Here is a 24,764-nt window from a genome sequence, read left to right as displayed (position 1 = left end):
CGGGCCGGGCGGGGCCCGGCTACTCCTGCATCGCGGACTCGGGGATCTCCTCGCCCGCCTGCATGGCGGCGAACATCTCCGCCGAGCGCGCCTCGTCCCACAGCACCACCGAACCGACCGCCAGGGTCGGGGTCGAACCGATGGGGATCGCGGTGGTGGCGGGGTCCTCGCGCATCGCCAGGGCCATTCCCGCGAGGTCGCTCAGGTGGTCGCCCTCGTCCACGTTGAAGGTCGCGGTGCCGCTGGTGACCAACGGGACCACCCGGAAGGGGTTGAGCAGGGTCCCGGGGGAGGTCGCCTTGGCGACCAGCGCGCTGAAGAACTCCCGCTGCCGCTGGATGCGGTCGAGGTCGGCGCGTGCCGAGGCGCGCGTGCGCACGTACCCCAGCGCGGTCGCACCGTCCATCTCCTGGCAGCCGGCCTGGATGTCCAATCCTGCCTTGGGGTCGCTCATCGGCTCCTCGGGACACATCTCGACCCCGCCGACCGCGTCGACGATGTCGACGAACCCGGCGAAGCCGATCTCCACGTAGTGGTCCACGCGCACCCCGCTGGCCTGTTCGAAGGACTGCACGAGCGTGGCGGGGCCACCCCCGAGGGCGTCGGAGAAGGCCGCGTTGATCTTGTTCTCGCCGATGCCGGGGATGGGGACATAGGAGTCGCGTGGGACGCTGATGATCGAGGGGCGGCCGCTGTCTGGCACGTACAGCACCATGATCGTGTCCGTGCGCTTGCCCTCGGCGCGGCCGGTGCGCAGGTCGTTCATGTCCTCGTCGCTGAGGCCCTCGCGGCTGTCGGAGCCGACGATCATGTAGGTCGTGCCGGGCTGGTCGTCGGGGCGGCCCTCGTAGTCGGGCAGCGCCTCGACCCGCTGGAGCCGCGAGTCGGCCCACAGGTAGAACGCCGCGGGCAGCACCACCAGCAGGACGAGGACGATGGTCCACGTCCGGCGCCGGCGCCGGCGCCGCTCCTCGCGGTCGCGGCGGGCCCGTCCCGAGCCGTCGTAGACGCGGCCACCCCGCCCTCCGCCGGGAGGTCGGGACCCGCCCCCGGACGCGCGGTGACGCTCGCGCGCCTCCTCCGCCGGGGTCCGTGGTAGACGCCGCGTGGGCTCGGAGGCTCCGGAACGCTGTTCGGAGCCGCGCGGCCGGTACAGTCTCTCGATCTCCTCGGGCATCCCGCCGCCCGCGGGACGACGGAACACCCCGGTGCGGTCGTGGTCGTCGGCTCCCCGGCGGCCTCGCTGACGGGGGTCTGGCCTGTCACCCATAGCTCTCGTCGCCCATCCGTTCCTGGCAGCGTGGGGTCGTTGCGTCCGGTAGGACTCGCCACATGGTATTTCGGTTCCGGAGCGGACAGGGGAGAGCCGGCTGTCACCACCGGGCCCTAGGGTCCTGCCATGGACGAGACGATCACCGTCGCCCACCCCATCAAGCCCCGCCTGCTACGGGCGCGGATCAGGCACACGGCGTATCGGCGCGCGCCCGGCCGTGACGCCCGGCCGACGGCCGAGGCGACGGGAACCAGGACGGCCGGGACGGACGGCGCGGGCCCGGCGCAGGTGGCGCGCCGCGCGGTCCGCCGCAGGCCGTCCCGCCGCGCGGGGTGAGCGGACGACGGGCACGGGCTCAGCGCACCCGGTGGGCTCCCTGGGCGGCGACGGCGACCCGGAACTCCGGCTCCCGCCACCCCTTCTCGACGAACGCCTTGGCCACGCGGGCGCGCACGTCCGCCAACCGGTCCCGGGGGACCAGGGCGATCGCGCTGCCACCGAAGCCGCCGCCGGTCATGCGGGCACCGCGCGCGCCCGCCGCGCACGCCGCTTCGACGGCCGTGTCCAGTTCGGGACAGGAGATCTCGAACTGGTCGCGCATGGACAGGTGCGAGGCGGTCAGGACCCGGCCGACCTCGGGAAGGTGTCCGCTGCGGAGCAGCCCCACGGTCGCGTTGACCCGGTGGATCTCGGTGACCACGTGCTGGACCCGTCCGCGCAGTACCGGATCCCTCAGGGAGCGCAGCGCGCCCGGCAGGTCCTCGACGTCGCGCAGCGCCGCGACGCCGAGCAGGCGCGCGGCGCGCTCGCACTCGGCGCGGCGGGCCGCGTAGCCGCTGCCGCTCGCGGCGAGGGCGTGCTGGACCCGCGTGTCGATGACGAGCAGCCGCAGGTCGTGTTCCTCCAGGGCGAGCGGTATCTCGCGCCCGCCCTCGCTACGGCAGTCGAGGAAGAACGCGTGACCGGCCGAGCAGCGCAGGGACGCGCTCTGGTCCATGATCCCTGTCAGCGCGCCGACGAAGTCGTTCTCGGCGCGCCGGGCCAGGCGGGCCATGGCGACCGGGTCGCCGGCCAGGTCGGCCAGTCCGAAGGCGTCCACCACGGCGAGCAGCGTGGCGCACTCCAGCGCCGCGGAGGACGACAGCGCGGCGCCGACCGGCAGGTCGGAGTCGAGCAGCAGCCGGGCGCCCGCTGAAGGGCCGGCCAGGTGGCCGGCCTCGCGCAGGGCCCAGAACACGCCGGCGACATAGGCGCCCCAGCCGCCGACGGACCCGCGGCCGTCGGGTGTGACGGCCAGTTCGTGGGGGTGGAAGCGGACGGTCTCGCCGGGCCGCTGGACGCTGCGCGCCTCGACCACGCCGTCATCGGTGCGGGCGAGCGCCGCGCTGACCCCCCAGGGCAGCGCGAGGGGCAGCACCAGACCCTCGTTGTAGTCGGTGTGCTCTCCCATGAGGTTGACCCGGCCCGGCGCGCGCCACACCCCGTCGGGGGCCAGCCCCTCGTAGGCGGCGGTGAAGGCGGCGGCGAGCTCGTCGGCGTCCACGCTCGGGCTCACCCGCCACCGCTGTGGTGTGGTCGCGGCCGCCGACGGAGGGGCGGAGCGCCGTCCCAGCATCGACAGCAGACGACGTATCGGTCTCACAGTCTGTCCTCCGGAAGGTTTCCGGCCATGGCCGTGGTGTGGAAGGCCCAGGCGTCGGACACGATCTGCTCCAGCCGTGGATACCGGGGACGCCAGCCCAGCACCTCCCGGGCGCGGGAGCCGGAGGCGACGAGGACCGCGGGGTCACCGGGACGCCGCGCGGCGGTGACGGCCGGGATCGGATGCCCGGTCACCTCCCTGCACACCTCGACGACCTGGCGCACGGAGAATCCGGTTCCGTTGCCGAGGTTGTAGATCTGGTGGGTCCCCGGCACGCAGCGCCCCAGGGCGAGCAGGTGGGCGTCGGCCAGGTCGGTCACGTGGATGTAGTCGCGCACGCAGGTGCCGTCCTCGGTGGCGTAGTCCTCGCCGTAGAGCGAGACGGACTCGCGCAGCCCCAGGGCGACCTGGAGCACGATCGGGATCAGGTGGGTCTCGGTCGCGTGGCGCTCCCCGAAGCGGCCGTGGGCGCCGGCGACGTTGAAGTAGCGCAGGCTCACCGCGCCGATGCCGTGCATGCGGGCGTGCTCGCTCAGCGCGGCGTCGATGGCGGCCTTGGTGGCGCCGTAGGGGTTGGTGGGCCGTACGGGCGCCTCTTCGGGGATCGGTACGGACTCGGGTTCACCGTAGACGGCGGCGGTGGAGGAGAAGACGATGGCGCGCACCCCCGTGGCGCGCATGGCCTCCAACAGGGCGAGGGAGACGCCGACGTTGCCCTCCCAGTACAGCTCGGGGTGGGCGACGGACTCCGGCACGATCGAGCGCGCCGCGAAGTGCAGCACCGCGTCGATCCCGTGGGACAGGATCGCGGCGGCGTGCTCGCGCACGTCCCCCTCGACGAAGGCCGCCCCCTCGGGTACCGCGTCGCGGTGTCCGGTCGACAGGTTGTCGAGCACGACGACGTCGTGCCCCGATTCGACCAGGCGGGACGCCACCACACTGCCGATGTAACCGGCGCCCCCGGTGACCAGGACCCTCATTGCCTACCCCGTTTCCTTTCGTGAAGCGTCGGTGTCACGCCACCAGGGCGCCGCGCAGCCGGTCGGCGGCGGTCTCCGGTGTGACGTCGTTGATCCAGGTGCCCATGCCGGACTCGGCTCCGGCGAGGTACTTCAACCGGTGCGCGGCCCGTCTGACCGTGAACACTTGGAGGTGGAGACCGAACTCCGGGTCATGGGCGCCCGAGGCGTCCACGGGGGACTGGTGCCACGCCGCGATGTAGGGGGTGGGCGTGTCGAACAGCGCGTCGAAGGCGCCCAGGAGGCGGGGCAGGAGGCGGGCGAGCCCGTCACGCTGGGAGTCGTCGAGGGAGGGCAGGTCGGGGACCCTGCGCAGCGGGAAGAGGCGGATCTCGTAGGGCCAGCGGGCCGCGGCGGGGACGAGGGCGATCCACTCGGCGTCCTCGGCCACCACCCGCCGTCCCGCGGCGCGTTCGGCCGCCACGACATCGTCGAACAGGTTCGTCCCCGCCCGTTCGCGATGCCGGCGGGCCGTGGCCTGCATGCGGGCGATGCGCGGAGGTACGAAGGGATAGGCGTAGATCTGGCCGTGGGGGTGGTGGAGGGAGACCCCGATCTCCTCGCCGCGGTTCTCGAACGGGTAGACGTGCGCGACCTCGGGCAGGGCGTTGAGCGCCGCCGTCCGGTCGGCCCACGCCTCGATCACGGTCCGGACGCGCCGGGGCGCGAGGCGGGAGAAGGAGCCCTCGTGCTCGGAGGTGAAGCAGACGACCTCGCAGCGTCCGGCACCCGGGCGCGCTTCGAGCGCGGGGTCGGCCTGCTCCGGGGTGGGGAGGGGGGAAGGGGCCAGGGACGGGAAACGGTTCTCGAAGACGACGACGTCGTAGTCGGGGGCGGGGATCTCCGAGGCCCGGCCGGCTCCCCCCGGGTCGAGGGGGCAGGCGTCGGCCGGAGGGAGGAAGGTGCGGTCCTGGCGGTGCGCGGCCAGGGACGTCCACTCGTCGAGGAGCGGGTCGCGCCGCAGCTCGCACGTCGGGGCGGACGGGGGGAGGGGGCGGGGGTCGGGGATGTCGGCGCGTCCGGTGCCGGGGGACTCGTCGTAGTAGATGATGGCCCGCCCGTCGGAGAGGCGGCCGGTGGAACGCCAGACCTGGGAGGAGAGCACGGTTTCAATCTAAACCACAACGACACCGTTCGGTACCGATCCATTGCGATCAATTCCGATCGGTAGGGGTGAGGGCGTCACCAAGGCGCGTCCCCTTCTGTTCGCGTCCGGCCGCGACTACCCTCGGTCGTCCGCCACCCAGCCGACGCGAACCGGGAGCGCGATGCCCTCGACGATGGAACGGTTCCGAGACCGGGTACGCAAGCGGGTCAACACGGCGCTCGACGCCTACTGGGGTCTTCGGCGGACCAGGCCCGGGTTCGACCACCTCGTGCGGGCCTATGAGCGCTACTCCGGCCAACAGGGCAGCCTGCTCGCCGCGTCGGTCACCTACTACGCCTTCCTGTCCTTCTTCCCGCTGCTCGCGCTGGCCTTCTCCCTGCTCGGATATGTCGCGGCGGTCGACCTGGAGGCGCGCGCCTACCTGGAGCAGGCCGTCGAGGAGACGCTGCCGGGGCTCGCCGACCGGCTCCCCCTGGAGGAGGTCGCCCGGGCTCGCGTCGGCGCGGGGCTCCTCGGGCTCCTCGGCCTGCTCTACGCCGGCCTGGGCGCCGTCTCCGCGCTGCGCGAGGCGCTGCGCGTCATATGGCTCAGGAGCACCGCCCAGGCCGTCAACCCCCTCTTGGGGAAGCTGACCGACCTGCTCGTCGTGGTGGTGCTGGGGGTGGCCCTGCTCGGCTCCGTCGCGCTGACCAGCGCCGCCCAGGCGGCCACGCGCTGGTCGCTGTCCTGGGTGGGGTTGGAGCACACGCCGGCGGCCCTGTTGGCGACCCGCTTCCTGGGACTGGCCATCGCGGTCGGCGTCGACACCGTGCTCTTCCTCGTGGTGTTCGGCCGGTTGTCGGGCGGCGGGTGGTCCTGGCGGCCGCTGTGGCGCGGGGCGTTCTTCGCCGCGCTGGGCTTCGAGGCGCTCAAGGCGACCGGGGCGCTGCTCATCAGAAGCACGCTCGACAACCCCGTCTACGCCTCCTTCGCGGTGCTGGCCGGCCTGCTGGTGTGGATCGACATCGTCCTGCGGTTCGTGCTGTTCGCCGCGGCCTGGACGGCGACCTGGCTGCCGGTGCCACCGCCCTACCAGGGGTCGGTGCCGATCGACATCCCCGTGGCCGCGATCCCGGCCGAGCCCGCCCGGCTGGCCGCCAGGGAGGAGCTCGTCCCTCACACCGCCGGTCCGGCCGCCGGCCCACGGTCTCCCGGGCGGCGGCCCGCGCCGTCCCGCTTCGTGACGGCGGTCGGGGTGGCGGCGGCCGTGGCGGCCGGCGTGCTCTGGGCCCGCCGACGCGGCCGGGACGTCAAGCGTTCTGTCCCACGTTGACCTGCGGCGACGCACGACATCACGTATTGGTCACTTCAAGTACTTTCTCCGTGTCCTTGTGTACCGTGATCTCGACGACGGGGCGGTTCTTTCCCGGAAGCCCGGAAAAGGACCACGGGCCCGGTTACGTTTGGATACGGCGAAGTCGGGGAGCATCCGGGACCAGTGGGCCCGTGACGCGAAGAAGCGCCCCGGCTGTTTCAGGTCACGATCGGCCGTTTCCCGGCGGAGCCGGTTGTGCATCTGTAATCCTCGGTCACGAGGCGGTCGTCCGCCGTGCCGCAGCCCAGGCCACCAGTCCGCCACGTACTCGATTCCGAAGGAGAGCGGAACCGACCATGAGACGCACTGACATCGAGACCGATGTCTCGCCTAAGGTGCGTCACAAGTCGGTGAGCGTGCCGGCTGTACGACAGCGCGGAGGTTGATCGTGGCCATCGAATTCAACGCGTCCGACCGTGCCACCCTCGGTGTGGAATGGGAACTCCAGCTCGTCGATGTCAACACGCGACACCTGCGCCAGGAGGCGCAGCAGGTCCTCGGGGAGCTTCCCGACCTGAGCCAGGCGCCCGCCCACCCGCCGTTGCGGCACGAGCTGATGCAGTGCACCGTCGAAGTCGTCACCGGCATCTGCGAGACCGTCGAGGAGGTCCGCGGCGACCTCGCCGGAAGCATCTCCCGGCTCGGCGCGGCGATCGAACCGCGCTCGCTCGCCCTGATGTGCTCGGGCACCCACCCCCTGGACGACTGGCGCGACCAGACCCTCTCGCCGGTCCAGCGCTACGGCGAGCTCATCGACCAGATGCAGTGGCTGGCCCGCCGCATCCTGACCTTCGGCGTCCACGTCCACGTCGGGGTCCGCTCGGCCGAGAAGGCGATCCCCATCGTCAACGCGCTGGCCGGCTACCTGCCGCACTTCCTCGCGCTGACCGCCTCCAGCCCGTTCTGGAGCGGGCACGACACCGGGCTGGCCTCGGCCAGGGCGATCGTGTTCGGCGCCCTGCCCACCGCCGGCCCGCCGCCCCGCCTCGACGACTGGGCCTCCTTCGAGGACTACATGGAGACCCTGCTGCGCGCCGGCACGATCTCCAGCATCAAGGAGGTGTGGTGGGACGTCCGGCCGCATCCCGATTTCGGCACCATCGAGATCCGCATGTTCGACGGCATCCCGACCCTGCGTGAGGTCGGCATGGCCGCCGCGCTGTCGCAGAGCCTCGTGCAGCTCTTCGACCAGCAGCTCGACCGCGGCTACAGCCTGCCCAGCCCGGCGGCCTGGGTGGTCAACGACAACAAGTGGCGGGCCACCCGTTACGGGCTGGACGCCCGGGTCATCACCGACGAGCGGGGCGGCACCGTCCCGCTGCGCGACGACCTCTACGAGCTCGTCCGCGAGCTGAAGCCGATCGCCGACCGACTCGGCTGTGCCGAGGACCTGGACGTCGTCTCCGAGGTCCTGCACAACGGTGCCTCCTATGAGCGCCAACGGGCCGTCATCGACCAGGGGGGCACGATCAACGACGTGGTGGACGCCCTGACGGGGGAGTTCCGGGCCGGAGGGTTCGGCCCGGACCGGGGGTCGACCACGCCGTACGGAAACGCCGCCGGCGAGAGCGGGGCGGCGGACAGGGACACCGGCGCGCACAACGCCGGCCGAGAACAATCGTCGAGGAAGAGGGGGCCCTCGCATGCAGGGGCGTGACCTGCGGGAACAACTGACCGCTTTTCTGGCTCGCCGGGAGCGGGAATTCGTCGAGTTCCGGCGAGACCTCCACATGCACCCCGAGCTCGCCTTCGCCGAGCACCGGACGACCCAGCGTCTGGTGGAGCGGCTGCGCGGGATCGGTCTGGAGCCGGTGGTGCTGCCGCAGGGAACCGGTCTCATCTGCGACATCGGATCGGCCGACGACGGGCCGACCGTCGCGCTGCGCGCCGACATCGACGCGCTCCCGCTGGCCGACGAGAAGGACGTGCCCTACCGTTCCACGGTCCCCGGCGCGGCGCACGCGTGCGGTCACGACGTGCACACCACGGTGCTGCTCGCCGCGGGCGTCTTCCTGGCCCAGCAGGCGCGCGCGGGCGCCCTGCCGGGCCGGGTCCGGCTGCTCTTCCAGCCGGCCGAGGAGCTTCCCGGCGGCGCCATGGAGGTCATCAACGCCGATGGCCTGAAGGGCGTCGACCGGATCTTCGCGCTGCACTGCGACCCCCGGCTGCCCACCGGCCGGGTGGGCCTGCGCGTCGGTCCCATCACCGCCGCCTGCGACCAGCTCATGGTCCGGCTGTCGGGGCCGGGCGGGCACACCGCCCGCCCGCACCTGACGACCGACCTCGTCTACGCGCTGGGCAAGGTCGTCACCGAACTCCCCGCGGCGCTGTCGCGCCGGGTGGACCCCCGGGCCGGGTTCAGCCTCGTGTGGGGGCGCGTCAGCGCGGGGTCCGCGCCCAACGCGATCCCCGACGACGGAGTGGCCGAGGGCACCGTCCGCTGCCTGGCCGACGACGCCTGGCACGCCGCCCCGGACATCATCAAGGAACTCATCGACTCGGTGGTGACGGCCTACGGCGCCACCGCGGAGCTGAACTACCGCAGGGGCGTGCCTCCCACGGTCAACGAGGCGGGCAGCGTGCAGATCCTGCGCGACGCCTGCACCCAGGTCCTCGGCGCCGACGCCCCGGCGCCCACGCCGCAGAGCCTGGGCGGTGAGGACTTCGCCTGGTACCTGGAACAGGTGCCCGGGGCGCTGGCCCGGCTCGGGACCCATCGCCCCTCCTCCGACGGTCCAATGCTCGACCTGCACCGGGGCACCTTCGACGTCGACGAACGGGCGATCGGGGTCGGTGTGCAGCTCATGGCCGCCACCGCGCTGACCGCCCTGTGGGAGGAGCGCCGTTCCCGGTCCGGAGAACCGGTCGAGGACGCGGCGCTGGCCTGACGTCGCCGGCGGCGCGGGACCGCGCATCATCGTCCGCCGGACCCCGGGCGCCGGTGTCGAGTGGCATCCTGAGACGCATGAGCCACCAGTTGACGTTGGACCAGATCCGGCGAGCCCCCAAGGTGCTGTTGCACGACCACCTCGACGGCGGTCTGCGCCCCGCCACGATCGTCGAGCTCGCCGACGCCGTGGGGTACCAGGGGCTGCCCACGAAGGACCCCGACGAACTCGCCGTCTGGTTCGCCGAGGCCGCGCACTCCGGCTCGCTGGAGCGCTACCTTGAGACGTTCGGGCACACGGTCGCGGTCATGCAGACCCGTGACGCGCTCGTCCGGGTGGCCGCCGAGTGCGCCGAGGACCTCGCAGCCGACGGGATCGTCTACGCCGAGGTCCGCTACGCCCCCGAGCAGCACCTTGAGGGCGGCCTGGACCTCGACGAGGTCATCCTCGCGGTGCAGGAGGGGTTCCGGCTCGGAGAGGAGCGCGCGGCCGCGCAGGGCCGGTCGATCCGGATGGGCACCCTCCTCACCGCGATGCGGCACGCGGCCCGCTCCCGGGAGATCGCCGAACTCGCCGTGCGCTACCGGGACCACGGGGTGGCCGGCTTCGACATCGCCGGAGCCGAGGCGGGGCACCCGCCGACCCGCCATCTCGACGCCTTCGAGTACCTGCGACGCGAGAACGCGCACTTCACCATCCACGCGGGCGAGGCGTTCGGACTGCCCTCCATCTGGGAGGCGTTGCAGTGGTGCGGCGCCGACCGGCTCGGACACGGTGTGCGCATCGTGGACGACATCGAGACGGACACGGAGGGCGTGTCACGGTTGGGACGGCTGGCGAACTACGTCCGCGACAAGCGGGTCCCGTTGGAGATGTGCCCGACCTCCAACGTGCAGACGGGGGCGGCGGCCTCCATCGAGAAGCATCCGATCGGCCTGCTGCGTCAGTTGCGCTTCCGGGTCACGGTCAACACCGACAACCGGTTGCAGAGCGCGACGACGCTGTCCGAGGAGTTCGCCAAACTGGCCGATGCCTTCGGGTATGACTGGGATGATCTGCAATGGTTCACGGTGAACGCCATGAAGTCGGCGTTCCTGCCGTTCGACGAGCGTCTGGCGCTCATCAACGGGCAGATCAAGCCCGGATTCGCACGACTCAAGTGGGCCACCGAATGAGACCCTTCACCCAACCCCTCCCGCGTGTCCTGGGATGGGTCTGGATCGCGATCGTCGCCGTCAACCTGGTCGATCTCGCCCTGCGCGGGCGTACCTACGCCGCCGTGGTCGCGGCGGCGCTCCTGGTGTTCAGCGTGGGGGTGACCTACGTGCTCGCGCTGCGGCCGAAGGTCGTGGCGACCGAGGAGGGGGTGCGCGTCGTCAACCCGCTGCGCGAGGCGTTCATCCCCTGGCAGGCCTTCACCTGGGCCGACGTCACCGACGTGCTACGGGTCCACGCGGGCGACCGGGTCTTCCGCTCCTGGCCGCTGCGCGAGACCAAGCGCGCGAAGGTCCGTGACAATCTGCGCCGCGCCGACGGTTACGTCGAACTCGCCGAGGAGGAGGACCCGCGCCGGATGCGGCCGGTGGACTTCGTGGCCCGGCAGCTGCGCGACGAGGCGGAGAAACGCAAGGCCCGCCCGCTTTCTGAGCAGACCGAACCGACGGTGGTGTGGTCGCCGGACGCCGTCGTCGCGCTCGGAGCTCCGGCGTTCTTGCTGGTCGCCGCCCTGCTCTTCGCCTGATCCGGTGCCGATTGCCGAGGGGCCCGTCCTGCGGGCCCCTCGACGTTTTCCGGGGCGGACTTGACCGCACCCGCCCATCGATGGTTAGGTTAGGCATGCCTAAGGGGATGGGGCGGGAAGTGGCGGCTGCGCGGACCGTCACCCGGCCCCACCCCAGGGCACGAGCGGGTCAAGGACGACAGGCGTGTCGCGGGCCACGGTCACCGACCGTGGCAGTACGGAACCCAAGGTCGCGGAGACCGGAGGAATCGGCTGCGAGGCGCGCGTGGGAAGGACGTGTGCTCGGCCGCCACGGGTCTGCGGGGACCCGGGCCGTGGCACACGGAGAACACCGCCGGCCGCACACCGGTGGCGGGCATCGATCATCCCCGGCCTCGGGATGCTGCTCGCCACGCAGTGTCGGCCACCGGACGGCCGGACGGATCTCTCCTTCCCGGGGGAGGGGCGTGCGCCCCTGCGCGGAAGGCGCGTGCGTCCCTCCTCCGGCCCGTTGCGGACCCGGCCGACCCCATGGCCGGACCAAAAGGGGCACCCGACCACGTGTCGGGTGCCCCTTCGAACGTCCGCGCCGGAAGGCGGGCTCACAGCCGGAGCAGGATCCGGTTGAGCAGCGCGCCCAGCTCGGGAGCGTGTTCCCTGGCCATGCCGAGAAGCCGGTCGGCGGACAGCATTCCGTGGACGGGACCGACCGCGTCGTTGCTCACCACGGACAGACCCAGCACTTCGGCGCCCATCTCGACCGCGGCGATGGTCTCCAGGGCCATGGACGTGCCGACCAGGTCGGCGCCCGACAGCCGGAGCAGCCCGAGCTCGGCGGGCGTGGCGAAGGCCGGGCCGCGCACGGCCGCGTAGACGCCCTCGGCCAGCGACGGGTCGGCCTCGTGGGCGACGGCGCGTAGCCGCGGGCTGTAGGCGGTCGTCAGATCCACGAAGTCGGGGCCCACCAACGGGGACTCGCCGGTGAGGTTGATGTGGTCACGCACCACCACGGGCTGGCCGGGCGAGAAGTCCACGCGCATCGACCCCGCCGAACCGGTCAACACCACGGTGCGCGCGCCGGTGGCGACACCGGTGCGCACGGCGTGCGTCACCTGGAGCGGCCCGTAGCCCTCGTACAGGTGGACGCGCCCCATGAAGACGGCGACGCGCTTGGCGCCCACCCACACGGTGCGCAGGAGCGAGGCGTGCCCGGCCGCGGAGGGGGCGACGAACCCGGGCAGGTCGCCGACGTCGATCTCGATGTCGGCGACGCCCAGCGCGTCGGCGGCTCCGGCCCAGCCGGAGCCCAGGACCACGACAGCGTCGTAACCGTCCGCGCCGGTCCGGGTCAACAGCTCGGAGGCCGCGACCGCGGCCCCCTCCTTCGCGCCCGCCGTGCCGGTGACCGTGAGGTCTTGCGTGGGTTCGCTCACATCTCGGAGCGTACTCTCCGGTCGGCGGTTCACCCCGGATCCCGGGGCCGCGTGTCCCACCGCTAACAGCAGGGACGCGCGCGCAGGTCGGCGACGTAGTCGCTCGGGGCGCCGGCCTTCTCCGCGGCGAGCGCGATCGACTCGAGGTAGGCGGCGGAGGGAAGACCTCCCTCGTAGTCGTCGAGGACGTAGGCCCAGGCCGTCACGTCACCGTCGAACAGGGTGCGGGCCCGTACCGTGATCCGGGAGTAGACGCCCAGGTCGGTGCCCTCCCAGGAGTCCAGCAGCCGTCTTTCCCACTCGGGAACGTCGTACAGGCAGACGAAGACGCTGGAGCCGGGCTCCTCGGCCAACGTCACCAGGGCGCCCGCCTGGTCGGGGCCGGCGCCCCCGAATGCCAGCCGCCAACCCTCCAGCCAGCCGGTGCTCCACACCGGCGAGTGCGGGGCGCGCTCGGCCATTCGCTCGGGATCGAGGTTCCTGCCATAGGCGGCGTACAGAGGCACGCGGCACATGCTACGTGCTCCTTCCCTCAGGGGCGTGCGAATCCCGCCACCCGGAATGACGGAGAATGGGGGGAGCGACAGGCGAGCACAGTACCCGGACGGTCCCCGCCCATGTCCCGGCCTGCCGCGCAATGGCATGCCCGCAACCGGGAACGGGGCCGTCAGAAGGAGTGAAACAGACGTGACCAAGGTCGTGATCATCGGTGGCGGACCCGGAGGCTATGAGGCCGCGCTCGTGGCGGCGCAGCTCGGCGCGGACGTGACCGTGGTGGACCGTGACGGGATCGGTGGGGCATGTGTCCTCACCGACTGCGTCCCCTCCAAGACCCTCATCGCGACCTCGGTCCGGATGACCTATGTGTCCGAGGCCGCGTCGCTGGGGATCAACGTCGGCAACGAGCCGGGCGACAAGGACATCATCGACATCGACCTCAAGACGGTCAACGCCAGGGTCAAGCGCCTGGCCCAGGCGCAGTCCGCCGACACCGCGGCGCGCCTCGTCAAGGAGGGCATCGAGATCATCCAGGGCGAGGGGCGCCTGGTCGATCCGCACATCGTCGCCGTCGGCGACCAGCGCATCCGGGCCGACGTGGTGCTCGTGGCGACCGGGGCGCACCCGCGTGAGCTGCCCACGGCCAAGCCCGACGGTGAGCGCATCCTCACCTGGCGCCAGCTCTACGACCTGGACGAGCTGCCCGAGAAGCTGATCGTCGTGGGGTCCGGTGTCACGGGTGCCGAGTTCGCCAACGCCTACCTCGCCCTGGGCTCCCAGGTGACGCTGGTGTCCTCGCGTGATCGGGTCCTGCCGACCCAGGACCGGGACGCCGCCGAGGCGCTGGAGGGGGTGTTCCAGCGACGCGGTATGACCGTCCTGGGCAACGCCCGGGCCGAGTCGGTCACCCGTGAGGGCGACGGCGTCGTCGTGAAACTCGCCGACGGGCGCACCATCGAGGGGACCCACTGTCTGATGACGGTCGGCATGATCCCCAACACCGACAACCTCGGCCTGGAGGAGGCCGGCGTCCGGCTTGACAAGGGCGGGTTCGTCCAGGTCGACCGTGTTTCGCGGACCTCCACCCCGGGCGTCTACGCGGCGGGCGACTGCACGGGGGTCAACATGCTCGCCTCGGTCGCCGGGATGCAGGGCCGCATCGCCATGTGGCACGCCCTGGGCGAGGCGGTCGCGCCGCTGAAGCTGTCGACCGTGGCCTCGACGGTCTTCACCCACCCCGAGCTGGCGGCCGTGGGCGTCAGCGAGGCCGACGTCGAGTCGGGGCGGGTCGACGCGCGCGTCGTGAACCTCCCCCTGGACACCAACCCGCGCGCCAAGATGCACGGTACGCGCGACGGTTTCGTCAAGCTCATCTGCCGCCGCCAGACCGGCATCGTGCTGGGGGGCGTCATCGTGGGGCCGCGCGCGAGCGAGCTCATCCTCGCGGTGTCGGTCGCGGTGCAACAGCGGCTCACGGTGGACGACCTGGCCCACACGTTCGCGGTGTACCCGTCGCTGTCGGGCAGCGTCACCGAAGCGGCCCGTTCGCTCATGCAGGGCTCCCCGGAGTAGGCCGCGCGGGGGTAGGAAACGGGACGGACCTTCCTTACCGCAACAGAAAGGGAAACCGTGCCCTACCCCCATATTCGGGTCAGTGGTGGACCGGCCGAGCGCGGCCTCCAGTACGGACGACTGGCCGCCGGCCGCATCGCGGAGACCATCGCGATGTACCGCGGGATCTTCGCGTACTACGCGGGACTGGACTGGCCGCGCGCCCAGGAGGTCGCGTTACGGTTCGAGCCCGCCATCGCCGCGGTCTCGGAGGACTACCTGCGGGAGATGCGCGGCATCGCCGAGGGCGCCGGCGTCGACTACGCCGACATCCTCGCCGTCAACGTGCGAACCGAGATCATGTTCTCCGGCCTGGCGCGCAGGATCGTGCCGGTCGCCGAGTGCAGCGCCGCCGCGGTGCTGCCCGCCGCTGCGGCGGGACGCACCCTCATCGGGCAGAACTGGGACTGGCGCCCCGGCGCCGAGCGGACCGTCGTCCTCCTGGGGGTCCGTCGCGACGACGGACCGAACTTCGTCACCGCGGTCGAGGCGGGTCTGCTCGCCAAGACCGGGATGAACGAGGCCGGCGTCGGCGTCGTCACCAACGCGCTGGTCAGCGAATTCGACCAGGGCGAGCCGGGAATGCCCTACCACGTGGCGTTACGCGCCTGCCTCGACGCCGAACGGGCCTCCGCGGCGCTGGACGTGCTGGAACGCCATCCCCGCTCGGCCTCGGCGAACTACCTCGTGGCCGCGGCGGGGGGAGCCGCCTTCGACGCCGAGGGCGCGCCGGGAGGACGGGAGCGGATCTTCCTCGACCTCGGTGACGGTGACGTCATCGCGCACACCAACCACTTCACCTCCGAACGGCTCGGCGGTCGCGACGTCAACCGCGAGCTGTCCAGCGGCACCCTGTTCCGCCTGCAGCGGCTACGGGCCGGGCTTCGAGGGGCGCCGGTGACCCCCGAACGGTTCCAGGAGGCACTGCGCGACCACGCCGAACACCCCCTGAGCGTGTGCGCGCACCCCGACCCGGGACGGCCCGGGCAGGAACGCTCGGCGACCATCGTGTCGGTCGTCATGAGCCTGGAGGAGCGGCGTATGTGGATCGCCGACGGCAACCCGTGCACCACCCCCTACCGCGAGGTGGACCTGGGCGGGCTGCTGGGCCCGCGCGGCTGAGAACGGGCCGCTCCGGACCGCCGGAACGGCGACGGGGCCCGTTCCGTGAGGGAACGGGCCCCGTCGCGCGGACACCAGAGGCGGACTAGAAGTCGAACCCTCCGAAGTCGCCGCCGCCACCGAAGTCGCCGCCACCCAGGTCGCCACCGAGATCACCGGCGCCCATGTCGCCCATGCCGGCGCCCAGCATCGAGGCGCCCATCATCGAGCCCATCATGTTGCCGATCATCATGCCGGTGAACATGCCCATCATCATGTCCATGCCGAAGTACCCGCCCGCGTAGGGCGCGTAGGCCGGCCCGGCGTTGTAGTAGGGCTGGCGCTGGCCGTTGACCATGACCATGCGCACGTCGGGGTCGTGGCCGGACAGGACCGCCTGGGCGCAGGCCGGGCAGGCCGTGACCGAGCGGGGCGAACCGCCGGGGGGCGCCCACATGACGTCCTGCTGCGACGGGCCGTGCTGCGGGTTGAAGAAGCAGGGCTTGCGCCGCTCGGGGACCGGGTCGCCGTTCATCCGCGCGCGGGTCGCGGTCATGTAGTAGCGGCCGTCCTCCAGCGCGTTGGTGACCGCCTTGACGTCCTCGGGGCGCCGGATCGTGTCGAGCGCGACCTTGGCCTGGTCGTAGGAGTTCATCGCGCGCTCGTAGTCGGCGCGGGTGAGGTCGTCGACCCGGCCCAGGTCGATCTCCAGGCGGGCGACGTCCTCGCCGAGGCGGACCACGTCCTCGGTGGTCATCTGCTTGATCTCGGCGAGCTCCTTGGCCTCGCGCTCCGCACGCTTCTTGCGGGAGCTGCGGACGAACAGGAAGCCACCGACCGCGAGGACGCCGAGCAGGCCCAGCAGCACCACGCCGAACACGCCGGAGGCGGCGTCGGCGGACTGCTGGTCCTCGATGGCGTCGGGCACGGCGACCAGGGTGTCGGTCTGGTTGCCCTGCCCCTGCTGGATCGCCTCACGCTCGATCTGGGCGAGGTCGGAATCGCTCAGCGTCGTGGATTCGAGGATCAACCCCTCAGAGCCGTTGAGGACGGCATAGGTGCCGTCGCCCACGTCGGCCTGGACCTCGTCCATGAAGATGTCGAACGTCGCGTTGGACTGGAAGGTGCCCTCGGGCACGATCACGTAGTAGACGGGTGACTCGGCGTTCTGGCCGGCCTGGACCAGGACGTCGCGCTCACCCTGGGGGTACTGCTCCGTCGTGATGTCGGGGTCGACGTACAGGTGCTCGCTCTGTAGGGCGTCGGCCACCTCGCCCGGGCTGGGCGTGTCGGCGTGGGCGGGCGCAGCCGCCAAGAAAACGGTAAGCCCCGTGGTGAGAAGGGCCGGTAGTGCCAAGCGGCGCAACATGATCGTTCCTCTCGCCTCCCTCATCCTGTTCAGACGAATGAGAGTGGCTGTCGGTTCCCGCTGTCGTCCGGTGTGACTGAGACTGCTTTCGAAGCTCTCTGGAATCAAGACTACGGGCGGCTCGCCGAGTGTGGCGGGCCGCCCGTGCCGGGGCATGGCAAAGGGTCAGGAGGCTCCGCCGGCCGTGGTGGCCTGCTCCTTCGTCACCGCGTCCGCTTCGCGTTCCGCGGGCTCGGCCCCCTGCGAGGCCTCCTCGCCGGACTCGGCGGTGCGCTCCGCCGAGGTGCGGAAGTCCGCGTCGACGAAACCGTCGAGGCCGCGCGGCGCGTTGTAACGCTCGATGTCGATGATCCGCTCGCGCTTGGCCACGATGGCGGGGACGAGCGCCTGACCGGCGACGTTGGTCGCGGTGCGGCCCATGTCCAGGATCGGGTCGACGGCCAGCAGCAGGCCCACGCCCTCCAGGGGCAGTCCGACCGTGGACAGCGTCAGCGTGAGCATCACGGTCGCGCCGGTGGTGCCGGCCGTCGCGGCGGAGCCGATGACCGAGACGAACGCGATCAGCAGGTAGTCGCTCAGGGTCAGGTTCACGTCGAAGAACTGGGCGACGAAGATCGCCGAGATCGCCGGGTAGATCGCGGCGCAACCGTCCATCTTCGTGGTGGCGCCGAAGGGCACCGCGAAGGAGGCGTAGGACCGGGGGACGCCGAAGTTCGTCTCGGCCACGCGCTGGGTGACCGGCATCGTGCCCATCGAGGAACGGGAGACGAAACCGAGCTGCACCGCCGGCCACACGCCGGTGAAGAACCTGGCCATGGACAGCCCGTGCACCCGGGCCAGCAGCGGGTAGACGACGAACAGCACCAGGACCAGGCCGGCGTAGACGGCCAGCGTGTACTTGCCGAGCGCGCCGATGGTGGTCCAGCCGTAGCTGTAGACCGCGTTGCCCAGCAGACCGATCGTGCCGAGCGGCGCGAGGCGGATGATCCACCACAGGACCTTGAGCACGATGTCCAGGGCCGAGCGGGTGAAGGCGAGGAAGGGTTCGGCGGGCTTGCCGACCTTCACCGCGGCGATGCCGATCGCGATCGCGACGACGATGAGCTGGAGGGCGTTGAAGCTGATCGAGGTGCTCAGCGAACCGTCGTCGGCGGCGCTGGTCGAGGCCGACAGGCCCAGGAAGTTGGCCGGGACCATGCTCTCCAGGAACGCCAGCCACGAACCGGTGCTGCCGGGCTCGGCGGCGGTGGCGGCGTCCACACCGCTGTTCACGCCGGGACGGACCACCAGGCCCAGGCCGATGCCGATGGCCACCGCGACAAGCGCGGTGATCGCGAACCACAGCAGCGTCTGGCCGGCCAGGCGGGCCGCGTTGGTGACGTTGCGCAGGCTCGCGATGGAGGAGACGACGGCGAGCAGGATGAGCGGCGGGACGATCGCCTTCAGCAGGGTGACGAACGTCGAGCCGATGGTGTCCAGGGTGACGGCCAGCCAGTTGGGCGCGTCGGCGTCGCCGCCCATCTGGCGGGCGACCAGGCCGAGCACGAGACCGAGGACGAGCGCTGCGAGGACCTGGACGGCGAACGGGATACGCCGGAGTGCGGATAGCACGGGGTGACTCCAAGGAAGTCGGGACGTTACCGGGAACCGCCACGGATGGGGAGGTCGCCGGGGGGAGGAGGGCGCGCGGTCCGGTGGGACGGGGCGCCGGGGAGCGCGGACGCCCGGCTACGGCACGATGGGAGCCGGGGACGTCAGAAGGTCAGGAACGACGACACGCGTGACTGGCGAGTCGGCACAGGTCCACGTGCCACCGCCGGGTGAGGCCCCAAACATTCGTCACGAACAACCACAATAACGACGTTGCGCCTGTTATTCCCTGACGGGAGGCGTCGATCTGGTCACAGAGCTCATGTGGCCACAAAGCGACCATAACGGACAGGGGGAAACCCGGTGGCGGGCCGGTCCGTAACCCGGTGAGCGGGGCCTATCCCCGGCGGACCCCCAGGACTACGGCGATCCGCGGCCGCCCCCTCCGAGGCCGGACGCGTCACCGCGGGACACAAGAGGCACGCCGGCGCGGCCGGGAGCGGACGGGACGTCCTCCTCGAAGAGGCCGGGGCGTTCCCGGACCACCTGTGGGCGGTCGTCCGGAACCGGCCGGCGGACCCCGGAGGGGCCGGGCGCACGTGCCGGTGGCGGGACGGCCTTCCGAAGGGGAGTGGTCCCCTGGCGGTTTCACCGGCGGAGCGGCTTCCGGCCGCCCGCGCCGGGGAGCGGGCGGTGCTCCCCGGACGAGACGGGCCCGGGCACACGGCGCGGCCGTCCCCGGTCTCTCCTTTTCATCTCCGGGGAGACGGAAACGCGTGTCACGGCATCGCCCGGAACGGGACCGTGCTCCCCGTCCCGGTCTCCGCGGCGAGAGGAGAAACGCCGGAGAGGTATCCGGCGGTGGCTTCGGGAAAACGTCCGGAGCGGGCTGGATACGCATTTTCCGCGTCGACCGTCCGCAGTTTTCGGAAACCCCGTAGTGGGACGCCTCGGTCTAAATAACAGTGGACGTGCTTGGTACACTCCGCGTCGGCATGCTGAATGGCGAGGAGTGGAGCGGATTTGAACAGGCGTGTTCTCCGATTTCCGGTCGGTGTGGCCGTTATCGTCCTTCTGGGGACCTCATGTGGAAGTGCCGGGGGAGGGACGGCGCAGGAAATACCGTCCTCGGAACAGCCTTCTCCCGAGGAACCCCGCTGGGGCGACCAATCGGGACTGGTCGGCCTGGAGGCGGGCCGGGACAACGGGGATGCCTCGGTCGTCCTGATCGATCCCGACAACGGCTCTGAGATCGACCGGATCCTGCTGCCGGACACGAGCTGGTTGGGGCCCTACAGCGAACCGAACGAATACTTCACCGACGACCTCTCCCACTATTACCGGCCCATGGGCGAGGAGATCCGGATTTATCGCGTGGAAGGCGCGACGGAGGAGGCGCGCCTGGCCCGCACCGTTGCCGCCCCGGGCGGATCCCTGTCCGGAGCGGGTGCCATCGAGAGGGAGCTCCAATACGACCCGGAATCACAGCTCCTCTGGTTCGAACAGGCCGGCTCCCAAGGGAGGACCGTCTACGCCGTCGAGCTCGAAGGCGACGCCCCGCCGAAGAAGATGGGGGAGATCGACGATCCCGACGCCGAGTGGATACCCGGGGACAGCGGGCCGGTGGTGCCCGAGTACGGGCTCGTCGGCGACCCCCAGGAGCAGAAGGGGGACCCCGTGGTCCAGTACCGGGATCTCGGTGGCGAACGGAAGGCCTACGGCGTCGTGTTCCCCTACGAGGAGAACATGGCGACCCGGATCACCGGCGTGCCGGACACGGTGCTCTACCAGAACGAGCTGACCTTCGCGGGAGAGGACACGTTCCTCGTGGCGACGAACGTGGACGTCTCCATCGAGCAGTACGACCCGGTCGCCGGTGAGATCATCGAGGTGACGGCCTCCCCGGAACTGGAGATCGAGAAGTGGAGGACGGTCGTCGCCGATGGCGGCCCGTTCGACTCCTTCCACCTCTCGCCTGACAACGAGCGGCTGGCCGTCGACCACTCGGGCGAGTGGCACGTCCTCCCCTTGAGCGCCCCTGACTCCTACGTGCAGGTGACGATGGAGGGGAGGAAGAAGACCCTCATCGGCTGGATCTAGGAATTCCGGGGCCGGTCACCGGCGCGGGCGCAGCCGTCTTCGGGGGCCTGGGTCGCCGAGTGTGGACCGGCGGGGAGGGGTCTCCTCCCCGCCGTCGTCCCGGGGCGGGGGCGGACCTTCGAGGCCGGGGCCGGCCACGCCCCGGCCGGATCAGCGCGCGGCGGTGCGCGTGCTCACGGACGGGGCCGCAACCGGACGCGAGGACCGGGGCGGCCGCGCCCCCATGGCCACCGCGGCGAGGCCGCCCCGGACGGTGCGGGCCGAGTCTCCCCAGGTGAAGCGCTCCGGCCCGCCGCCGACGATGCCCCGCCGGGTGCCCGTGCCGGAGACCGCCCGGGTCCCACGGGGCAGGTCCGGCCGGGCCCCCGGGGCGTCGGCGGGGACGGCCGGCCCGCCCGTCGTGCCACGACCTCGTGCCGCGGCCCTGGCGGAGAGCGCGCTGCCCAGGGCACCCGCCGGGGCGTCCAGGCCCCGCAGGATCCGGTCGGCGGGGCGCCCGCTCCCGGCTGCGAGGGACCCGCGCTCGGCCCCTCGGCGGCCGTGGCGCAGGCCCGGATCCACGGGGCGGTCCAGGGGCACGTCCGATGTGCGGGGCGCCGTCCGTCGCGCTGGGAGCACCGCGACGGAGGGAAGCGCGGCGAGACGGGGAGAAGGCAGGGGGCGCCGTGGCGGTGGGACCGGGCGCAGGGCACCGTCCGGCCTGCCGCCGGCGTTCACGGCCCTCCGCGCGCTCCGCGCTCCTCGGGAAGACCACTGGGCGAGACCGGGGGAAGCCGGAGGCAAGGGGAAGTCGACCGGCCGGATCACGACCGCCCCTTCCTCTGGTCCCGATTCGGCGCTGGAAGGGCCGGCCGGTTCCGCGCGGACCGGATCCCCTCTCCAGCCCGAGCCCTGCGCAGGACCTCCCCGTTGAGGGGCGCAACGTCGCGTACGGCGGACCTCGCCGGGGAGACGTCACTCCCCTGATGCCGCACGATCCTTCCCTCCAGGGGGTTTTCCGGGGGCTCGCCGGCGCGCTCCCGGGGGGAGGAGGGGGGCGCCTGTCCCGGCCGCGGGTCCGCCTCGCCCGCGCCGCGTCGGTTTTCCTGGGAGGAGGGCGCGGCACGCCCCGGTCCAGCCGTGGGCCGGCTCCGGAAGAGGTTGCGGGTGCCCGCGAACGCGCGGGCCGATCCCCGCCAGACCCGCCCCGCCACAGCGGCCGCGGCGATGAGAGGTCTCTGCCACGCGGGAGTGGAGCCGGGGGAACGGGATGGCCGCCCCGACGACCGCCCGCTCCGTCCGGCGCGACCGGGCGCCTCCGAGCTTCCCGCCCGTCTCCGCTCCTCCCTGCGGGCTCTGAACGCCCGGCGCAGTTCACCGGCCGCGGACACGACTCCGCGCACGGCGACCACCACTCCGCGGGCCGCCGCGGTCAGACCACGCCAGTAACCGATCCGGGGCCGGGCGGGAGGGCCCATGTCCCCTTGCGGACGTGCGGCGGCACGGTCGCCCATCGGCCCTCTGCCGCTCTGCCGTGGTTCTGCGCCGCCGGCTCGTGAGGAGTTCCGGCCGAACAAAGCCCGGAGCAGCTCCCACAGGGCTCTGAACAGATCCGCCACTCTTCTCCCCGACTCCCGGGCGGCCTCGTTCACGGGATCGATCTGGTTCCCCTCAGGGGGGAGGTTGTCCTTCGCCACTCGGCACTCCTGCTCTTGATCGGGGGGAAGGCGGGACGGATCTCAGGTTCTTCCGACGTTGATGCCGTCGTTGCAGGTCGTCTGGTTGGAGCCGATGAAGGAGACGTGGACGTGGTCGTAGTGGTTCGCGGTCGCGCCCCCGCGGTCCGACATCCCGCTCCAGCCGCTGCCGGGTGTCGCCGCGTACCAGATCCGCTGTTTCCAGATGATGTAGTAGACGCCCAGATCGGCGGCATGCTGCTGGACCCAGGCCGCGAGGTCGTCGCCGTTCCTCTCATCCTGCCCCGTGGCGACGACACCGCCACCGTTGATCATGTAATCGACCGCGCGTCCCCGCGGATGCTCGTAGCCGTCGTCGGGGCAGCGCTGGGCGTGGACGTTGTGGACCACGTCCTCGAATTCTGCGTAGATCACCGCGTGGGCCGCGCAGGTGAGCGGAGTCAGCATCTGGACCCCGCCCTGTTTACCGAAGAGCCCCGGAACAGTGCACTCTTCGAGCTCGCCGTCCTTCATCTTCTCGACGTCGACATCCCCGGGAGGGCCGGGGAGCGCGCAGTTCTGCGCCCCCGAACCGTCCACGACCTCGAATTCCCCGTCGGCGTAACTCTCGGCCCAGCGCATGACGCTGTCCGAATACCAGCCGGGGGAATTACCCGGACCGTCGTGGTAGCTCTGGAGGGCCGCTTCGGGGTTCTCCTCGAACCCCATCCACAGGAGGTAGCCGGCGGTGCCGGTGGCCGCGTCCCAGATGTCGTAGACGTCGACGAAACCGTCGTCGTTACCGTCGGCCGCGAAGTATCCCGGCCAGCCCGAACCATCGCCATGGCGACGTGAGGGATCGTCCCAGAAACTCGCTCCGCTCAGATCATCGACGTCGAGTCTCCTGTCGCCCCTCACCGGCTTGGACCAGGCGTTGGCCGCGGCCCCGTCGTTCAAGACGCCGTGCTGCATAGGGCCCGCGGCGCCGGCATCGTTCGTGCCGGAGGAGACCCCGCTGGAGGGGGTGCGGCCGTGGTCGCTTTCTTGTTTCCCAACGCCGGCGAGGACGTTCCAGGGGATGTTGTGCTCACGGCCGATCTGCCGGTAGGCCTCCAGATAATCCTCGGGAATTCCATTCTCGGCATCGCCGGAAAGGCCCGGTTGGGAGGAACGCGGCGCGCAGCCAGCGGCCGCGCCGGACCCGCGTCCCCCCGCCACCAGGGAGAGCATGAGGACCAGGGTGAGGAGCAGAACAAACACAACGATGACCCCGACAACGGTGAGGGTCACCGCCTCGCCGCGGTCGTTGCGGACTGGACGGACGAATAGTCTCAACATCTCCCCGGGGTTTCTCAGTCGTCAGTCGATTGATGTGAGGAAATCATGTCCGGGGCAGAGGACGATTTATTCGGTCAATGCAGGAAGCGGTCAATACCTGAGATGTACCAGTTACCGTTGTAGCTGTCTGTCATGAGATAGACCCTGCCGATCTCAATCCGTTCTTCAGGGTCGTCAATAGGGATCGCGGTGACGAGGAAGGTGAAATGCATCTGACCGTCGCCGGCCTGGAGACTGATGATGCGGGCGTTTCCCCTGGTGGCCTCTCCTGAGGCCTCCAGCTGCTCGTAGATCGGTCCGATCAGGGTGTTGGACGGCAGACCCGACGCCATGTTCGCGTCCGAGAGCACGGCGAGCCGGTCATGGTAGTCGCTCTCGGTCTCCTCGGGGGAGAAGGTCGCGAGCGCCTCCGCGTATCCCAGCGAGGTTCCCAGCGCGGCCCTGACCTCCTCGGGGTCGACGAAGAGTTCCACCAGGTCCTGGTCGTCCGGCAGGGGATCGGCGGGCGGGCTGGGGGAAGACGGGGACGGGGCACCGGTCCCACCGATCGTCGGCTCGGACCGTCCTTCGGAGGGCGGTGCCTCAGAGGACGGGGAGAGCCAGCCGGTGGCGAAGAGGGCGATGGCGACGACGAGGCCGACCGTCGCGACGCCGATGACCCAAGGGGTCCGGTCCGGGGTGTAGTAATCCGGCATCTGTCGTCGCTCACCTCGGTCAAGACGGTCGAAGGCGAATTCTTTCGACATCGAGTCCGTGAGGGCTCGGACGGAAGAGAACTCGTCTGTCATACCAATCGGCTACGACACAGGCAAACGGGTTTTTGAATCAGGACCCCTCTGAAGAGGGCGGAGAAGCGGGGAGCGAGTTCTGTCGTACCCCCGTGGTTTCCTGTCTGTTGAGAGAGGTCACCTGCCCTCCCCGGAAGGACGGGCGTCGTTTCTGCTCACCGGTCCGTTGACCGGATCCGGCCTATCCGGGAGCGGAAGGGGGACGGGATGCGTCAAAGAAATCCGAGCGGTTCGATACGGAACAGTTGTAGACGCTTCTTGCGAGGGAGGAAACGTA

19 protein-coding genes are annotated in these 24,764 nt (G+C 71.2%); 9 read left to right on the top strand and 10 right to left on the bottom strand.

What is annotated here, in order from left to right; all coding sequences use genetic code 11:
• Window positions 1–19: 19 nt before the first annotated feature.
• Complete coding sequence (locus tag B5D66_RS11610) at window positions 20–1,270, bottom strand: LCP family protein (RefSeq protein ID WP_078761694.1); 1,251 nt, start codon at window positions 1,268–1,270, stop codon at window positions 20–22.
• A 129-nt stretch (window positions 1,271–1,399) separates the two neighbouring features.
• On the opposite strand from B5D66_RS11610, the gene B5D66_RS11605 reads away from it, so the two are divergent.
• The gene (locus B5D66_RS11605; protein ID WP_078761693.1) at window positions 1,400–1,609 is read left to right on the top strand and encodes a hypothetical protein; all 210 of its coding nucleotides are present in this window, start codon (window positions 1,400–1,402) and stop codon (window positions 1,607–1,609) included.
• A 19-nt stretch (window positions 1,610–1,628) separates the two neighbouring features.
• Here the strand turns inward: B5D66_RS11605 and galK are convergent, their stop codons facing one another.
• Genes galK through galT form a run of 3 tightly spaced genes read right to left on the bottom strand, consistent with a single transcriptional unit; the run spans window position 1,629 to window position 5,039 of the window.
• Window positions 1,629–2,915 carry a galactokinase gene (gene galK / locus B5D66_RS11600; RefSeq protein WP_235000937.1) on the bottom strand — a complete coding sequence of 429 codons (1,287 nt, stop codon included), beginning with the start codon at window positions 2,913–2,915 and terminating at the stop codon, window positions 1,629–1,631.
• Window positions 2,912–3,895 (bottom strand): UDP-glucose 4-epimerase GalE, encoded by a 984-nt coding sequence (gene galE, locus B5D66_RS11595; protein ID WP_078761691.1) that lies wholly within the window; start codon window positions 3,893–3,895, stop codon window positions 2,912–2,914. Before galE ends, galK begins: the two co-directional genes overlap by 4 nt.
• Before the next feature lie 34 nt (window positions 3,896–3,929).
• Window positions 3,930–5,039, bottom strand: coding sequence for a galactose-1-phosphate uridylyltransferase (gene galT, locus B5D66_RS11590; RefSeq protein WP_200813616.1), 1,110 nt, complete (start codon window positions 5,037–5,039; stop codon window positions 3,930–3,932).
• Between the two features lie 175 nt (window positions 5,040–5,214).
• Between galT and B5D66_RS11585 the strand changes: the two genes are divergently transcribed.
• The 5 genes from B5D66_RS11585 to B5D66_RS11565 all read left to right on the top strand — a co-directional run bounded on the left by B5D66_RS11585 (window position 5,215) and on the right by B5D66_RS11565 (window position 11,025).
• Complete coding sequence (locus B5D66_RS11585; RefSeq protein ID WP_235000936.1) at window positions 5,215–6,354, top strand: YihY/virulence factor BrkB family protein; 1,140 nt, start codon at window positions 5,215–5,217, stop codon at window positions 6,352–6,354.
• 430 nt (window positions 6,355–6,784) lie between these two features.
• On the top strand, window positions 6,785–8,053 hold the full coding sequence (locus B5D66_RS11580) for a glutamate--cysteine ligase (RefSeq protein ID WP_078761688.1): 1,269 nt from the start codon (window positions 6,785–6,787) through the stop codon (window positions 8,051–8,053).
• Complete coding sequence (locus tag B5D66_RS11575) at window positions 8,040–9,284, top strand: M20 family metallopeptidase (RefSeq protein ID WP_078761687.1); 1,245 nt, start codon at window positions 8,040–8,042, stop codon at window positions 9,282–9,284. The genes B5D66_RS11580 and B5D66_RS11575 overlap by 14 nt, the downstream gene beginning before the upstream one ends.
• Window positions 9,285–9,361: 77 nt before the next feature.
• Window positions 9,362–10,459: an adenosine deaminase gene (locus B5D66_RS11570; protein ID WP_078761686.1), complete on the top strand. Its 1,098-nt coding sequence runs from the start codon at window positions 9,362–9,364 to the stop codon at window positions 10,457–10,459.
• Window positions 10,456–11,025: a PH domain-containing protein gene (locus B5D66_RS11565; protein ID WP_200813615.1), complete on the top strand. Its 570-nt coding sequence runs from the start codon at window positions 10,456–10,458 to the stop codon at window positions 11,023–11,025. Before B5D66_RS11570 ends, B5D66_RS11565 begins: the two co-directional genes overlap by 4 nt.
• 581 nt (window positions 11,026–11,606) lie before the next feature.
• Here B5D66_RS11565 and B5D66_RS11560 read toward each other — a convergent pair.
• Window positions 11,607–12,437, bottom strand: coding sequence for a purine-nucleoside phosphorylase (locus tag B5D66_RS11560; RefSeq protein ID WP_078761684.1), 831 nt, complete (start codon window positions 12,435–12,437; stop codon window positions 11,607–11,609).
• Window positions 12,438–12,499: 62 nt separating this feature from the next.
• On the bottom strand, window positions 12,500–12,952 hold the full coding sequence (locus B5D66_RS11555) for a gamma-glutamylcyclotransferase family protein (protein ID WP_432936964.1): 453 nt from the start codon (window positions 12,950–12,952) through the stop codon (window positions 12,500–12,502).
• A 172-nt stretch (window positions 12,953–13,124) separates the two neighbouring features.
• Between B5D66_RS11555 and B5D66_RS11550 the strand changes: the two genes are divergently transcribed.
• Window positions 13,125–14,507, top strand: coding sequence for an NAD(P)H-quinone dehydrogenase (locus B5D66_RS11550; RefSeq protein ID WP_078761683.1), 1,383 nt, complete (start codon window positions 13,125–13,127; stop codon window positions 14,505–14,507).
• A 57-nt stretch (window positions 14,508–14,564) separates the two neighbouring features.
• Window positions 14,565–15,668 (top strand): C45 family autoproteolytic acyltransferase/hydrolase, encoded by a 1,104-nt coding sequence (locus B5D66_RS11545; RefSeq protein ID WP_078761682.1) that lies wholly within the window; start codon window positions 14,565–14,567, stop codon window positions 15,666–15,668.
• An 85-nt stretch (window positions 15,669–15,753) separates the two neighbouring features.
• Here the strand turns inward: B5D66_RS11545 and B5D66_RS11540 are convergent, their stop codons facing one another.
• A complete protein-coding gene (locus B5D66_RS11540) occupies window positions 15,754–17,016 on the bottom strand; it encodes a chemotaxis protein CheA (protein ID WP_078761681.1) in 1,263 nt (420 codons plus the stop codon).
• Between the two features lie 165 nt (window positions 17,017–17,181).
• Complete coding sequence (locus B5D66_RS11535; protein WP_078761680.1) at window positions 17,182–18,627, bottom strand: dicarboxylate/amino acid:cation symporter; 1,446 nt, start codon at window positions 18,625–18,627, stop codon at window positions 17,182–17,184.
• 1,035 nt (window positions 18,628–19,662) lie between these two features.
• Between B5D66_RS11535 and B5D66_RS11525 the strand changes: the two genes are divergently transcribed.
• On the top strand, window positions 19,663–20,706 hold the full coding sequence (locus B5D66_RS11525) for a hypothetical protein (protein ID WP_078761678.1): 1,044 nt from the start codon (window positions 19,663–19,665) through the stop codon (window positions 20,704–20,706).
• A 1,718-nt stretch (window positions 20,707–22,424) separates the two neighbouring features.
• Here B5D66_RS11525 and B5D66_RS11515 read toward each other — a convergent pair.
• Together B5D66_RS11515 and B5D66_RS11510 are read right to left on the bottom strand one after the other, a co-directional pair.
• A complete protein-coding gene (locus tag B5D66_RS11515; RefSeq protein WP_144390084.1) occupies window positions 22,425–23,699 on the bottom strand; it encodes a VldE C-terminal domain-containing protein in 1,275 nt (424 codons plus the stop codon).
• Between the two features lie 74 nt (window positions 23,700–23,773).
• Window positions 23,774–24,394, bottom strand: coding sequence for a hypothetical protein (locus B5D66_RS11510; protein ID WP_078761675.1), 621 nt, complete (start codon window positions 24,392–24,394; stop codon window positions 23,774–23,776).
• Window positions 24,395–24,764: the final 370 nt, after the last annotated feature.

This window comes from Marinactinospora thermotolerans DSM 45154 (genome assembly GCF_900167435.1).
Taxonomy (GTDB): domain Bacteria; phylum Actinomycetota; class Actinomycetes; order Streptosporangiales; family Streptosporangiaceae; genus Marinactinospora; species Marinactinospora thermotolerans.
This window is presented reverse-complemented; position numbering and strand designations above follow the sequence as displayed.